This is a genomic window from Enterobacter sp. JH25 (genome assembly GCF_021725435.1).
In the GTDB taxonomy this organism is placed as follows: Bacteria; Pseudomonadota; Gammaproteobacteria; order Enterobacterales; family Enterobacteriaceae; genus Enterobacter; species Enterobacter intestinihominis.
This window is the reverse complement of sequence record NZ_CP091319.1, coordinates 2417288-2432559: the sequence shown is the minus strand read 5'-3', so window position 1 is coordinate 2432559 and position 15272 is coordinate 2417288. Positions and strand designations below refer to the sequence as shown.

Here is a 15272-nt window from a genome sequence, read left to right as displayed (position 1 = left end):
AATGGATTAACCGGGAATATGCTGATGTCTGTGAATAGTGAAACCGCCTCCGCGCAGGGGCAGACCATCGTACTGGAAAAAGAGGGCGTTTACGCCTCCCTGTTTGAAAAAATCAACCTGACTCCGGCCTCGAGCCTGGGTGATATCAATGCGTTTCTGGATGATGCCGCGCTTTCTGACGCGCCGGCGGGTGAACGCCTGACGGCGGCGATGCAGGTGTTTATGGACTGCATCCGCAAATCTGGTCAGCCCGTGGAGAAGCTCGACAAGACCCTGATTGACCACCATATCGCCGAACTGGATTTCCAGATCAGCCGTCAGCTGGATGCCGTAATGCATCACCAGGCGTTCCAGAAGGTGGAGTCCCTGTGGCGCGGCCTGAAGCAGCTCGTGGACAACACCGACTACCGCCAGAATGTGAAAACCGAGATTCTGGACGTCTCCAAGGACGACCTGCGCCAGGATTTTGAGGATGCACCGGAACTTATCCAGAGCGGCCTCTACTGGCACACCTATACCGCCGAATACGACACCCCGGGCGGCGAGCCGATTGGCTCAGTGATTTCATCCTATGAATTTGACGCCAGTCCGCAGGATGTGGCGCTGCTGCGCAACATCTCGAAAGTGTCTGCCGCCGCACACATGCCGTTTATTGGCTCTGTCGGCCCGAAATTCTTCCTGAAAGACTCTATGGAAGAGGTTGCTGCGATTAAGGATATCGGCAACTACTTCGACCGCGCTGAATACATCAAGTGGAAATCCTTCCGCGATACTGACGACGCCCGCTACATCGGCCTCGTGATGCCGCGCGTGCTGGGGCGTCTGCCGTATGGCCCGGACACCGTACCGGTGCGCAGCTTTAACTACGTTGAGCAGGTGAAAGGCCCGGATCACGAGAAATACCTGTGGACCAGCGCGTCGTTCTCCTTCGCGTCAAACATGGTGAAGAGCTTCATCAATAACGGCTGGTGCGTGCAGATCCGTGGCCCGCAGGCGGGCGGGGCGGTGAAAGATCTGCCTATTCATCTGTACGATTTGGGTACCGGCAACCAGGTGAAAATCCCGTCTGAGGTGATGATCCCGGAGACCCGCGAGTTTGAGTTCGCCAACCTCGGCTTTATTCCGCTCTCGTATTACAAAAACCGCGACTATGCCTGCTTCTTCTCGGCGAACTCCGCGCAGAAACCGGCGCTGTACGACACCGCAGATGCCACGGCCAACAGCCGCATCAATGCCCGTCTGCCGTACATCTTCCTGCTGTCGCGTATTGCGCACTATCTGAAGCTCATCCAGCGCGAGAACATCGGCACCATCAAGGACCGCCGTCTGCTGGAGCTGGAGCTGAATACCTGGGTGCGTAGTCTGGTGACGGAAATGACCGATCCGGGCGATGAGTTGCAGGCTTCTCATCCGCTGCGTGACGCGAAGGTGGTGGTGGAAGATATCGAAGACAACCCGGGCTTCTTCCGCGTGAAGCTGTTTGCGGTGCCGCACTTCCAGGTTGAAGGCATGGATGTGAATCTGTCTCTGGTGAGCCAGATGCCGAAAGCGAAAGCGTAACGTAAGGCAGGAAGCATGAAAACGGAACAACCGTTATGGGGCAGGGGCCAGATGGTCTCTCCCCAGCACTTCCAGCAACAGGCCGCGTATGCGGCCTGGTCTGCGGAATGCATCGCCCGGTTAGGCCTCTCCCATCCCTGGGGAGTGATTGAAGCCACTTTCGAACCGGATGCACTGAAACTGGGCCGCCTGCAGGCCCGCCATCTGCACATCCGTTTCCCCGACGGGACGCTTATCGACACGGATAATGCTGACGATCTGCCACCGGTTCTGGCGCTGGAGAGTGAATCAAATGAGGTGGTAGTGATGCTCGCGCTACCGCTGCTGCGCGCGAATGGTGGCAACTGTCTTAAGCCCGATGAGGTAGCCGGGCGTCCTGTTCGCTATCGCCAGCGTTGGCAGGATATCCGCAATACCTTCGGGGACGATACCCGCCAGATTGCGGTAATGCGTCCTGAGCTGACGCTGCGGTTTGCACATCAGAACAACAGCGATTACCTGACCTGTCCGGTTGCCCGCCTGCAGCAGGATCTGCAGGGGGCGTGGCAGCCTGATGAGACGTTTCTCCCCCCGCTCCTGGCCATCGAGGGCAGCCGCTGGCTGTTAACCCAGCTCGAACAGCTGATGATCCAGCTACGTGTACGCCTGAGCCGACTGATGGCCATGCGACGGGAAAGTAATGAGCGCATGGCAGACTTTGCGGTGGCCGACGTGTCGCTGTTCTGGTTGCTGAATGCCCTCAACAGCGCTGAGCCCGTGCTGGGGCAGTTTCAGCGCCATCCGCAAAGTCCGCCTGAACGCCTGTATCCGGAGCTGGCCCGCCTGGCGGGCAGCCTGCTGACCTTCTCGCTGGAGCACCAGGTGAGTGCGATCCCGGTCTGGCAGCACGAGCAACTGAATAACGTATTTCCGCCGCTGTTTGATTTACTGGGGGACCTTCTGGAAGCCAGTCTGCCATCGCGGGTGGTGGCGATTGAGCTTGAGCACGATGCCCGGCTGCACTTCTGGCAGGCCCGTCTGCATGATCCGCGTCTGCGTGAAGGGGCGGATTACTACCTCTCCGTGCGTTCAATGGTGCCGGTAGCTCAGCTGCAGGAGCAGTTCCCGCGCCAGTGCAAGGTTGGCAGCCCCGATCATGTCAGAAGTATCGTCAATTCATCGCGGGTGGGCGTGCCGCTGACCCCGCTGCGCCATGTGCCGGCAGCCATTCCGTTACGTCTGGAAAATCAGTATTTCAGTCTTGATGTCTCTCATCCTCAGGCCACTGAAATGCTCCAGGGCGGCACCTGCATGTTTTACGTTCCGGGCATGCTCGGCGAGCCTGAACTCGAACTCTTTGCGGTGCTGAGAACATGAGTGAGCGTAAACGCGGCGCTGCCGCGGCCATTGATATTGATGCCCTGCTGCAGGATACCTGGCTGCAGGTGATCAGCCTGCGTCACGGTCCGAAATTTCAGGATGGAGAAGGGCGCACGCTGTGGGAGCGTTGCATTGCTGATGTCGAACGTGTGCAGCGTGAGTTGAAAGCGGGCGAACTTGATGAAGCCAGCTGCCGGCATATTCTCACCGCACAATGTGCGCTGCTGGATGAGGCGGTTAAGAGTCGCGGTGTGGAGGATGATGCCTGCGTGCAGTGGTATGACATTCCCCTGCAGGGGCACTTCCTTGGCACCATGGACGCCGGTGACACGCTGTGCGATCGGATGCGCGATGTGCTGCGTGAACCGGCTCCTGACCACGCTGTCGTGACCTGCTTCCAGCGGGTCATGATGCTCGGATTCCTCGGCAACTTCCGCTCCCTAAACGATCCTGAGCGGCAGAAACTCATGAATGCACTTAATGAACATGTTGCGCCGTTCAGCTATTCACAACCCCATCCCGTTCTGGCGGAAAGCCATGCCGGACGGGGGATAAGGGGTTGGCTTGCATCATGGCCCATGCGCATTGGCCTGAGTGTGGTGGTGGTCACCGCATTATGGTGGGGACTGGATTGCTGGCTGGATCAGACACTGCTTACCCTGCTGCCGGGAGCCGTGAAATGAGCCCTGCACAACAGCGCGGGCTTGCGCTCTGGGCTGCCCTGCTGAGTGCAGTGGTCTGCCTGTGGTTTCTGCCAGCATCCCGGCTGGTTTCCGTTCTCGTCCTGCTGGCGGTACTGGGGCTAATCATGGCGTTCTGGGCTGTCGCCTGCCGTCGCGTGCAGCACGATTTCACCCTGTGTCTGGAGGACCTGCCTGAAACCAGTTATTGCCAGCCCGTGGTACTGGTCTGTGGCGATCTGCCGCTTGCCTGGCCGCATCAGTCACCGGTACTTACTGTCACGCAGGGCTGCTGGATCCGTGTGGAGGATCATCTGGAACTGGAGCAGGCCGCCCGTCAGGTACTGTGGTTGCGCCCCGACTGGGGACGTCAGCTGTCAGTGATGGTCAGTGTTTGTCCGCAGCAGCACCCTGACAGTGAACGCCTTACCAGTCGTTTGCTTGCCCTGCGCTGGCAGATTAGTCGGTTGCGTAAAGCAACCGGCCATTCTGTGCCACTGGTTCTGAATGGACAGGTCGGCAGTGCGATGATGAATGACATGCTCTGGCAGACGGCGATCCTGGGGGAAGGGGTAAAGGTCTGGAGTGGGACTTCAGCGCCTGGCTCAGTTGCTGAATGGGTTAATACTGGCGGAACGCCTGCGATGCATCAACAGGTGCTTATGAACAGCCTGATGAGCTGGTTCCAACAGCACGTCCACGCTGTCCTTATGGATGAAAACCCCGATATTCCTGTCATTGAACCTGTTGCGGTTCTGTGGGGATTGGGCCCGATCCTGGCCGGAAGCATGGCCACCTCTGTCTGGACAGCGTGGTTGTCCCGCCATACTGCGATGCAGCAGGTGTCTGGCTGGCAGCCGGCGGGAACGGACAGTACGGTTATTTCCCTGTTCCCGAATTTTGTCCTCCCTTTACTGCCAGAAGGACGAGGCCTGACACCGCATGGACGAACCTGGCGCGGTGCGCTCGGAATCTTCACGTTGGCGACCATTGCTGCACTGCTCAGCAGTGGCTGGAACAACCGCCAGCTGCTGCAACGCGTTAGCTTCGATATTGTCCGTTACAACAGCATCGCCATGGATGATTACGGTCCTAAAGCCAGCGCCGTACAGGTGCTGCGCGAGGATGCGGCGCTGCTGGATGAGCATGCACGCAATGGTGTACCGGCCCGGCTGGGTCTGGGGCTTTATCGGGGGGAACGTCTGCGAATACCGGTGCTGGAAGCGATCCGCTCATATGTGCCACCACCTCCTCCACCAAAGCCTGTGGAAAAGGTCGCGCCGAAAATCATCCGCCTCGACAGCATGTCGCTGTTCGATACCGGCAAATGGGCGCTGAAACCCGCCTCAACAAAGCTGCTGGTGAACTCACTTGTGGGGATCAAGGCGAAACCCGGCTGGCTGATTGTGGTCGCAGGCCATACCGACAGCACCGGGGATGACCAGTCCAACCAGGTCCTGTCCCTGAAGCGTGCGGAGTCCGTGCGCGACTGGATGCGTGATACCGGCGACGTGCCGGAGAGCTGTTTTGCGGTGCAGGGCTACGGTGAAAGCCGACCTGTCGCCACCAACGACACGGCAGAAGGCCGGACGCTGAACCGCCGTGTCGAAATCAGTCTGGTGCCGCAGGCGAACGCCTGCCAGCTGCCGGGCAACACCCCCGCGTCATCGCAGGATGATGGCGCTGATAACAACTTAACGGAGTAATTAACATGGCAATACCAGTCTATCTGTGGCTGAAGGACGACGGCGGCGCGGACATCAAAGGGTCTGTGGACGTTCAGGATCGTGAAGGCAGCATCGAGGTGGTGGCCCAGGAGCATAACCTGTACATCCCGACCGACAATAACACCGGCAAGCTGACCGGTACCCGTATCCACACCCCGTTCCTGTTCACCAAGGAAATCGACTCCTCCAGCCCGTACCTGTACAAGGCGGTGACCACCGGCCAGACCCTGAAATCTGCGGAATTTAAGTGGTACAGAATCAACGACGCGGGCCAGGAAGTGGAGTACTTCAACACGAAGCTTGAGAACGTGAAGCTGGTGAAAGTGAATCCGAAGATGCACGACATCAAAGATCCGGCGTTCGAGAAGCACAACCACCTCGAGCAGATTGAACTGCGCTACGAAAAAATCACCTGGACCTACAAGGACGGCAACATCATTCATTCCGATTCCTGGAACGAACGCGCCACCGCGTAAGTCGCATGCGGACAGGGCCCTGTCCGCAGTTTTTTGCACAGCGTCTGTATGCACGGACGCTGTGCAAAGAAAAACACAATCTGCCTGCCCGACCTGATGCGCTTTGGGTTCCTGAATAACAGGGAACAGCGACGGGCGGTAGCGTGTCCGGAACTGATAAAGAGAGAGTCTCATGGAAAATCCCGCCATCCTGTTACGCCGTCTTAACCCTTACTGTGCCCGCGCGATGGAAGGGGCCGCGTCCCTGTGCCAGACCCGCACCCATGCGGAAATCCTGCCCGAGCACTGGTTGCTGAAGCTGCTGGAGCAGGGTGAGGGCGACCTGACGGTGCTGGCGCGGCGCTACGAATGGGATATGGATACGATATGGCAGGATATGCTGGGTTTTCTGGACAGCCTGCCACGTTCGGTGCGCAGCCGTCCGCAGCTGTCGGACAGTGTCCGGGCTCTGATGCAGGAGGCCTGGCTGCACGCCTCGCTGGCGGGGGAAGAGCACATCCGCAGCATTCACCTCCTGATGGCCCTGGTGGACAAACCGGACCTGGTGCGCTGCGACGGCCTGTGGCCGCTGCTGACGCTGGCGCAGAGCCAGCTTGAGCGCCTGCGGGGGCTTCTGGATGCGCAGTCGGATGAACGCCCGGAGGTGCAGCAGGAAGCGGAGCTTACGCAGGGCGATGAGGTGGAGTTTGTCGGCCGTCCGGTGAATGCGGATATAAAAGGAGAGCTGAACCCGGCGTTACAGAATGCGCTGGACAGGTTCACCCTCGACGTCACCGCCCGCGCCCGTGAGGGCAGAATCGACCCGGTCTATGGCCGCGACAATGAAATCCGCCAGATGGTGGACATTCTTTCCCGGCGCCGCAAGAACAACCCGATTCTGGTCGGCGAACCGGGAGTCGGCAAGACCGCGCTCGTGGAAGGACTGGCGCTGCGCATCGCCGAAGGCAATGTGCCGGACGCGCTGAAGCCGGTCTCGGTGCGCACCCTTGACCTCGGCCTGTTACAGGCGGGTGCAGGCGTGAAGGGTGAGTTTGAACAGCGCCTGAAAAACATCATCGACGCGGTGCAGCAGTCACCCCTGCCGGTTCTGCTCTTCATTGACGAGGCGCACACCATTATCGGCGCCGGCAACCAGGCGGGGGGCGCCGATGCGGCCAACCTGCTGAAACCGGCACTGGCCCGCGGTGAGCTCAGAACCATCGCCGCCACCACCTGGAGCGAATACAAGCAGTACTTTGAGCGCGACGCCGCGCTGGAGCGTCGTTTCCAGATGGTGAAGGTGGACGAACCGGACGACGACACCGCGTGCCTGATGCTGCGGGGACTCAAGCCACGTTACGCGCAGCACCATGGCGTGCATATTACCGATGAGGCGGTTAAAGCCGCCGTCACGCTCTCCAGACGCTATCTGACCGGACGCCAGCTGCCGGACAAGGCGGTTGACCTGCTGGACACCGCTTCGGCCCGTGTCCGCATGAGCCTGGATACGGTGCCGGAGCCGCTGACCAGGATGAAGGCGCAGCTCACGGCACTTGCCATGGAGAAACAGGCGCTGCTGGAGGATATCGCGGTGGGCAATACCGCCCACGGCGAACGTCTGGCCGCCATCGGAGAGGAAGAAGTCGGCATCATTTTGCAGCTCGATGAACGGGAAACCCGGTACGGCCAGGAGCTGAAACTCACGGAAGAACTGCTTGCCTGCCGCACGGATATCTCCCGTCAGGGGGAAATTGCGGACCTTCAGATGCAGCTTACTGCCGTGCAGCAGAATACCCCGCTGCTGGGGCTGGATGTGGACGCGCGTACCGTCGCCACCGTTATCGCCGACTGGACCGGCGTACCGCTCTCTTCCCTGATGAAGGACGAGCAGACGGAACTGCTGAGTCTTGAGCACAGTCTGGCGAAACGCGTTGTCGGTCAGGACAGTGCGCTGAATGCCATTGCGCAGCGCCTGCGCGCCAGCAAAACCGGTCTGGCACCGGAGAACGGCCCGCAGGGCGTGTTCCTGCTTGTGGGCCCGAGCGGCACCGGCAAGACCGAAACCGCCCTGGCGCTGGCCGATGAACTGTTCGGCGGCGAGAAGTCCCTTATTACTATCAACCTCTCGGAATACCAGGAGCCACACACCGTCTCGCAGCTCAAGGGCTCACCGCCGGGCTACGTGGGTTACGGTCAGGGCGGCATTCTGACCGAAGCCGTCCGCAAGCGCCCGTACAGCGTGGTGCTGCTGGATGAAGTGGAAAAGGCGCACCGGGACGTGATGAACCTGTTCTACCAGGTCTTTGGCCGGGGATTCATGCGCGACGGAGAGGGGCGTGAAATTGACTTCCGTAACACGGTGATACTGATGACCTCGAACCTTGGCAGCGACCTTATCATGCAGATGCTGGATGAAAATCCGGACGCCACCGAAGGCGACCTGCACGAACTGCTGCGTCCTGTCCTGCGGGACCACTTCCAGCCCGCGCTGCTGGCGCGCTTCCAGACGGTGATTTACCGTCCGCTGGCAAAGGCAGCGATGCGTACCATTGTGGAGATGAAGCTGAATCAGGTGAGCAGACGCCTCAACCGTCACTACGGTATGACTACCCATATCAGCGAAAGCCTGTACGACGCACTGACTGCCGCCTGCCTGCTGCCGGATACCGGTGCGCGCAATGTTGACAGCCTGCTGAACCAGCAAATCCTTCCTGCCCTGAGCCAGCAGCTGCTGAGCCACATGGCCGCGAAACAGAAACCACATACCCTGACGCTGGGCTGGGATGAGGAAGAGGGCATAGTGCTCGAGTTTGACCGGACAGAAGGTGAGCATGCATGAGCAGTAATCTTCCCTTACGATTCAGCCACAGCCATCACCTGCTGTCGGTGAAGGGCTGCGATGCAGGGCTTGATGTGCTGGCATTTGAGGGCGATGAAGCCCTGAGCACACCGTTCAGCTACCGTACTGAATTCACCAGCGCGGATCATGCCATCAGCAAAGAGATGATGCTGATGAAAGCGGCTTCCCTGACGCTTCAGGCCCCGGTAGACCAGGGTTACGGTATCAAAATACAGCAGCCGGTACGGGTGATTCAGGGCGTGGTGACCGGTTTTGAACGCCTCAGCACGTCAAAAGATGAAACCCGCTACGCCCTGACGCTTGAGCCGCGTCTGGCGCTGCTCGACCGCTCGCACCAGAACGCGATTTACCAGGACATGTCGGTTCCGCAAATCGTGGAAAAAATCCTGGGCGAACGTCACGGCATGCGCGGCCAGGATTTCCTGTTCTTACTGTCAAAAGAGTACCCGCGTCGTGAACAGGTGATGCAGTACGCTGAGGACGACCTGCACTTCATCACCCGCCTGCTGGGCGAGGTCGGTATATGGTTCCGCTTCACCACCGACACGCGCCTCAGCATTGACGTGGTGGAGTTTTACGACAGCCAGCAGGGGTATGAGAAAGGCCTGACGCTGCCATCTGTACCGCCATCGGGCCAGCATTCAAAAGGCGTGGATTCAGTCTGGGGAATGGAATGCCATCACAATGTGGTGCAGAAGCAGGTCAGCACCCGGGACTACAACTACCGTCAGGCCACGCAGGACATGAACACCCGGGTTGACGCGACCGGCGGGGATGTCACCACGTACGGTGATGCCTACCACTGGGCGGATAACTACCTGACGCCGGGCAGCGCGTATGACCGCAACCCGGCAGCGGAGTCCGGGGCGTTTTACGCCCGCATCCGGCATGAGCGCTACCTGAATGGCCAGACGCAGACCGTTGCCTTCACCAGCTGCCCGGCCCTTTCACCGGGTATGCGGCTGAAAGTCACCGGCGGGTACGAAGTGGCGGAGGTGTTTACCCAGGGCGTGGTGGTCACGGCGATGCACAGCCATGCCCGGCGTGATGCAGACTTTTGCGTCAGGTTTGACGGTATCCCGGACAGCGCGGACTTTTGCTTCCGCCCGGCGCCAGGCCGCCGCCCGGTGATGGCCGGCACCTTACCGGCCCGCGTCACCAGCACCACCGAAAATGACACCTACGGGCATATCGACAAGGACGGTCGCTACCGCGTCAATATGCTGTTTGACCGTGAGAACTGGGAAACCGGGTTCGAGAGCCTGTGGGTCCGTCAGTCCCGCCCGTATGCAGGGGGCACCTACGGCCTGCACCTGCCGCTGCTGGCAGGCACCGAGGTGGCGATTGGTTTTGAGGACGGCAACCCGGACCGGCCATACATCTCCGGTGTGCTGCACGACTCGGCGCACGGCGACCATGTCACCATCCTGAACTACAAACGCAACGTCCTGCGGACGCCAGCGAACAACAAAATCCGCCTCGACGACGAGCGCGGGAAAGAGCACATCAAGGTCAGCACGGAGTACGGCGGCAAGAGCCAGCTGAATCTCGGCCACCTGGTCGACAGCGAGAAACAGCAGCGCGGTGAGGGGTTTGAACTCAGAACCGACAGCTGGGGTGCCATCCGGGCGCAGAAAGGACTATTCATCTCGGCGGACGGGCAGGCGAAAGCGCAAGGACTGCAGCGTGAAATGCAAGCTGCGCTCAAAGAACTTGACGCTGCCAGAGAGGTGACTTCTGGATTACGTCACGCTGCTCAAGCAGCCCAGGCGGAATTAGCCGATCTTGAGAGACAAACAACATTAATGAATCAGACGCTTAGCGATCTTAAGCAGCAAGCATTACTTCTGTCTGCCCCTTCAGGAATTGCGCAGGTCACCCCCGCGAGCGTACAAGTTTCGGCGGGGGAAAATCTAATTGTTACTGCTGGTCAACATGCAGACATTAGCATTGCCAAAAAATTAACTCTGGCGGTGGGCGATATTCTGAGCTTATTTGCACACAAACTGGGAATAAAAATGTATGCCTCGGAGGGCAAAGTAGATATTCAGGCACAGTCGGACGCGCTGAATTTATTTGCTAAAGAAAAGCTTTCGGTCGCCAGTTCAGACAACAGCGTTGTCATATCAGCCAAAAAAGAAATCCTTTTGGTTTGTGGGGGGACATTTATACGGTTAAGTGATGCGGGGGTTGAAGTTGGTACTGGCAAAAACGTCACGTTGAAATGTATTGCGGTTCAACAGCAGTCTGCGGCGACGTTAAATTCAACGCTTTCGCTACCTTCTGGCTGCAAACCTGGGGTAATTTCTGCAGCCCAACAGCAAGGGGCTGTGGTGATGCTTAGCTAATACTTGAGGAAAAAGATGACTACAAAATTAGCCGTTTTAGGTGACAGGACGAGTAATGGGAAAATAATTTCTGCAACTGCGAATTATTTTAGTGATGGAAAACAGGTGGCACAAAATAATGACAAAGCCATCTGTACTGTCTGTAAGGGAACATTTCCCATCCTAGCCACTGCAATTGGTATCGTCAGTAATGGCATACTTCTGGTACAGGATCAGGACCGTGTGCTTTGTCTATGTCCCGGCCATAAAGTGATCGCAGGCTCTAATTTTTTCACTGGCTAAATAAAAATTTTTTATCTACAGGCTTAATTAAAAAAAGGATGTGAATATGGCATGCCAGGGGTTATGCACAACGAAAGGCCTGACAGTACTGCCCGTGCGCTATGCTGTTGTGCCAGAAAATATTAATGCCAGTTTACCGGGATGGGCGAATGATGCGCACATAACAGGGGTAACGCTCGCCAGTAATGAAAAGTACACACTCCGCGCGCTTCGCCAGGGCTACCTTTACGTTTTTTATGAAAAAGGAAAACATGGCATCAATTACTGGCAGTGCTACAGCGTTGCGCCAGACGGCTCACTGTGGCTGCAACAGGTGGCGTCTAATCCTGTACCGGTGGATAAAGCGCTGTGCGAAACGGGCGAGCATATCGCGCAAAACGTCGAGTTCATGAGCATTGAATCCCCGGATAAGTGCGGCAATGTGTGGTTTGCGTTCAGTCAGTATCCGTGGGAGCAGGAAACGCTCGATCGGTATCGCATCAGGCCAGAAGAGCGCAGTGAGAGAATGCAGAAAGTGATGCCTTCGGTGGCGGGAGCTCAGCGCACAAAAACAGGGACCGACGTTACCGGGGCAAGCCTGAATCAGGTACTGGACTATCAGGTGCCTTCTGTTTCTGGTCTTCTGCCTGGTCCGGATGAGGCGAAAGTGGTAAACATCAGCCGTGCATCGTCACTCTGGGATCCGACAGTGGATGATCCCTGGCGGGTCAATAATGATGTGGTGAAACTGCAGTCCAGTCTGTATCCGTGGGCAAAAAACCGCAGTGGCATGGCAGCCGCGACGGTCACGGCCATGGAAAACCGAAGTGAGGGGATGACGCCGTTGCTGCTTCCACTCTGGGATCCGGTGGGGATTGTTCATGAGCTTAACGGCTGGAGCCAGGATGTGCTGGGGCGCCAGGCGCAGTTCCTGCAGGAGCGTGAGCTTGAGTTCGCCACCAAAACAAACCTCGATGCAGTCAGAACGCTGCTGGAAAGCAATGCCGAATCTCTGGAGGACGCGATGCGGAGACGAAGAACTGATGGTCCCATGCTGACAGACGAATATCTGGATTCGCGTCTGCAGGCGCTTGAGAAAAGGTATCAGGGTAAGCCTGATGTGCTGGCACAAATCAGGGCTGATGACAGGTTAGTGAGAAATTGGCATGCGCAGAACGTGACGGCATCATACCCGGAGAGTGTGCTGATGAGTCCACCCGAACCGCTGGCTGCTCACCAGCGACGGGTTGCCGCGATACAGGCTCAGGTCGATAAGGAACTGGCGTTAAATCTGCCTGAACCCTCGCAGGATTTCAGTGGAGTCCGGGCCCGGAGCTGGGCTCCCTATCAGAAAAAGCTCAACGCAACCCGACAGGCGAACTTTGATACCTGCTACACGAGCCTGGTTGATTCGGTTAATGCTATCTTCCAGAAGCGTATCGTCAGCGTGGTGAACTGGCTCAGTGCACCGGTACTGCTGGCAACGCTGGATGATTTCCACTGCGAGGCACAGCGGGCAGGGCTGTTCTACCAGTCAGCGGTGGGGATGTCCATGCACGGGATCAACAGCTGTCCGGCAGGGGCGGCAAAGATAGACGGCTGGTGGAATGAGTACAGCACTAAAAATCGCGGGAATCTGCTGTGGCGGCATGTGGCGGCCAATAACCCGCAGCTAATCAGTGAGCTGGAGCCGTATCTGGCGACGGTGAAAGGAAAAAAGGACGAGGACGTGACGCCTCTGACGGCGACCGCCATGACGGCAGCCCTGATGCAGCAGGTCAGCAATATGAAAAAGCTGGAGGGATATTACCAGAAATCGATGAACAGTGTCGTGAAGGGGCTGAGGGAAAATGCCAGCAAACTGGAAGTACAGCTCTTCAACACGGATGCGTTTATCGTCACGGTGGGAGACAGGGTAAGCCGAATTCTGCGGGTGGATAAGGCAGGCGAGAAGCTGGCGACCACGGCGTTCAGGCTGATATTTATGATAAGGGCGGGAATACCTTCAGAAAAAGTTCACTCGTTAGTGAATGCGTATCTGAAAGATGCCCCGGTGTTACGTCAGACGGTGCTGGCAGGTATACGGCGCAGCGGACGTTTTATGGCGAGCGGGAATGAAGTCGCCGAGATTAAACAGAGAATGAGCAGCAGGCTGGAAGAGCACTTTGCATCAGAAAAGGGCCAGGCCGAATATCGGCTGGCGGGAATAAACAGTCTGTTGCTGGTGCTGAATGCGATGGATTTTATCTACCTGTGCGGACAGGTAAGGGATGAGAAGAAGCCGCTGGCGAGCCTGCTGGCCAGCGGGCTGGCGATGGTGAGTCAGGGGACGTCGGTTATTTTGCCGGCAATAGAAAAAGGTCTGGAAGCGCGTGAGCTTACGGTGGCCTGGGTCAAGGGGGTTGGGGCGGCAGCGGGTGGAACTGCGTCTTTAATTTCGGTGTTTGCTGATGGTGCAAGTACTTACGAAGAGTTGCAAAGCAATCGTTTTTTACTTTCCTCTGTATTGCTTATTAAAACAACAGTTGATGTCCTGGCAGTCACAAAATCAGTCGGTCTTCTGCTGGAACAGTTTAGTCAACCGATAGTTAAAAAAGTAGCTGGGAAAATTACAGGTTTTTTGGCTTGGGAAATTTTAGGGATCCGAATACTTGCAGTACTGATGACCTGGGAAGTGATGGTAGCGATAACTTTGTTACAGGTGGTTGTGACCTGGATATCGGACGATGAGCTTCAGATATGGTGCAGGAAATGTGTATTTGGAACAGCACCGTTCAACCGCAGTGTGGCAGACCAGAATAAAGCCTTGGAAGGGGCGATAAAGGATATTTCATGAATTCAAAAGAGCAGCATCAGATATGCTCCCGTTTTGTTGAGCCAGAAAAATTAGCAGACCTGCGTACAAAGCGAGAGATTGAGATGATGAACGGCAGGCCGTGGACACGTGAGCTTCCGCCGCCGCCGGTATTGCCGCCTTATGGTCCTCTGGAGAAAATATCAGGGAAACTGCAGTCTTTCCGTAGCGAATATTTTCGGGAGTATTTTGATGCAGTTGCCTACCGGACCAGCACGTTGCCGGAGATATCAGATGGCCAGCGCGGAGCTGCCGCCGCTGCAGCGATAGTTGCAGGGAGCCCGGGTGTCGGGGCTGTAATGATGGCTGAAAGCGAGTCTTCGAATGATTCGGCGGAATATGTGCAGGGGATGATTAATGGCCAGCCGTTTCGCGGCTGGGTGGGTGTCACCCGGCTTCAGACTGGCGATGATGTGGACATGATTGTTGAGTGGCAGCATGACCATTATGAGGTCTATGCCATTGCGTTACCGGAAGAGCGGATAGTGTCAGTATGTCCGAAATGTGATATGGGGCATATTGCGCATATGCTGTGGCGCATTAAAAATATGTTCATTCTAATCACCATATTGATGGTGGCTTTTGTTTCTGTATGTGTATTTATCTCTATCTCAAAAGGAAATCCAAATGGTGTCTCTTTATTTGAGAGGTTTTATCTTTTCCTGGTAATGGCTTTTGTGGTGTCCTCTGTAATTTCGGGGTTGATTGCATTCTTTGCATATAAAGCCTGTGCGCCAACACGCTGCAAACTGGCGGAGGAGATATTTCAGTTGCTGCGGATGAGGCGTGTTGCAACAATCAATCTCAATAAAATAACAAAAAAACGTGAGCAACAACTAAAAGATAATGGGAAGTGGTATGAGCCGGGTGATAAAAGCAAACCTGCCTGTCCCAGCGGGAGATTCATTTATTCAGATGAAGGCTGGTTTTACTACTAAATCGGCAGTGAAACAAGCTACTTTCGCTAGTGTTATTAGTCGTGGAATGCTTCTGGTGTGGAATTAATTGCTGAAAAATAAACGGTGGAAATATATTTTGGAGTCAGATCTCTGGCGATTTTGCTGACCTGGGCAGTGATGGTGGCGATAACTTTGTTACAGGTGGTTGTGACCTGGATATCGGACGACGAGCTTCAGATATGGTGCAGGAAATGCGTATCTGGAACAGC

At 56.8% G+C, this 15272-nt stretch carries 10 protein-coding genes; all 10 read left to right on the top strand.

Annotated elements, in window-relative coordinates:
* The first annotated feature begins 18 nt into the window (after nt 1-18).
* Nucleotides 19-1560 carry a type VI secretion system contractile sheath large subunit gene (tssC, locus tag L2Y28_RS11690; protein WP_370875670.1) on the top strand — a complete coding sequence of 514 codons (1542 nt, stop codon included), beginning with the start codon at nt 19-21 and terminating at the stop codon, nt 1558-1560.
* Between the two features lie 15 nt (nt 1561-1575).
* Entirely contained in the window at nt 1576-2916 is a 1341-nt protein-coding gene (tssK, locus tag L2Y28_RS11685) for a type VI secretion system baseplate subunit TssK (protein ID WP_022648283.1), read from the top strand.
* The gene (gene tssL, locus L2Y28_RS11680; RefSeq protein ID WP_022648282.1) at nt 2913-3602 is read left to right on the top strand and encodes a type VI secretion system protein TssL, short form; all 690 of its coding nucleotides are present in this window, start codon (nt 2913-2915) and stop codon (nt 3600-3602) included. The genes tssK and tssL overlap by 4 nt, the downstream gene beginning before the upstream one ends.
* On the top strand, nt 3599-5305 hold the full coding sequence (locus L2Y28_RS11675) for an OmpA family protein (RefSeq protein ID WP_022648281.1): 1707 nt from the start codon (nt 3599-3601) through the stop codon (nt 5303-5305). Before tssL ends, L2Y28_RS11675 begins: the two co-directional genes overlap by 4 nt.
* A gap of 5 nt (nt 5306-5310) precedes the next feature.
* The gene (hcp, locus tag L2Y28_RS11670; RefSeq protein ID WP_009653685.1) at nt 5311-5802 is read left to right on the top strand and encodes a type VI secretion system effector Hcp; all 492 of its coding nucleotides are present in this window, start codon (nt 5311-5313) and stop codon (nt 5800-5802) included.
* 172 nt (nt 5803-5974) lie between these two features.
* A complete protein-coding gene (tssH, locus tag L2Y28_RS11665; RefSeq protein WP_236919544.1) occupies nt 5975-8620 on the top strand; it encodes a type VI secretion system ATPase TssH in 2646 nt (881 codons plus the stop codon).
* Complete coding sequence (locus L2Y28_RS11660; protein ID WP_022648279.1) at nt 8617-10989, top strand: type VI secretion system Vgr family protein; 2373 nt, start codon at nt 8617-8619, stop codon at nt 10987-10989. The genes tssH and L2Y28_RS11660 overlap by 4 nt, the downstream gene beginning before the upstream one ends.
* A gap of 15 nt (nt 10990-11004) precedes the next feature.
* Nucleotides 11005-11271, top strand: a complete 267-nt coding sequence (locus tag L2Y28_RS11655; protein WP_022648278.1) for a PAAR domain-containing protein — start codon at nt 11005-11007, stop codon at nt 11269-11271.
* A gap of 46 nt (nt 11272-11317) precedes the next feature.
* Nucleotides 11318-14086 (top strand): T6SS effector BTH_I2691 family protein, encoded by a 2769-nt coding sequence (locus L2Y28_RS11650; RefSeq protein ID WP_022648277.1) that lies wholly within the window; start codon nt 11318-11320, stop codon nt 14084-14086.
* Nucleotides 14083-15042, top strand: a complete 960-nt coding sequence (locus tag L2Y28_RS11645) for a putative type VI secretion system effector (protein WP_022648276.1) — start codon at nt 14083-14085, stop codon at nt 15040-15042. The genes L2Y28_RS11650 and L2Y28_RS11645 overlap by 4 nt, the downstream gene beginning before the upstream one ends.
* Nucleotides 15043-15272 lie beyond the last annotated feature (230 nt).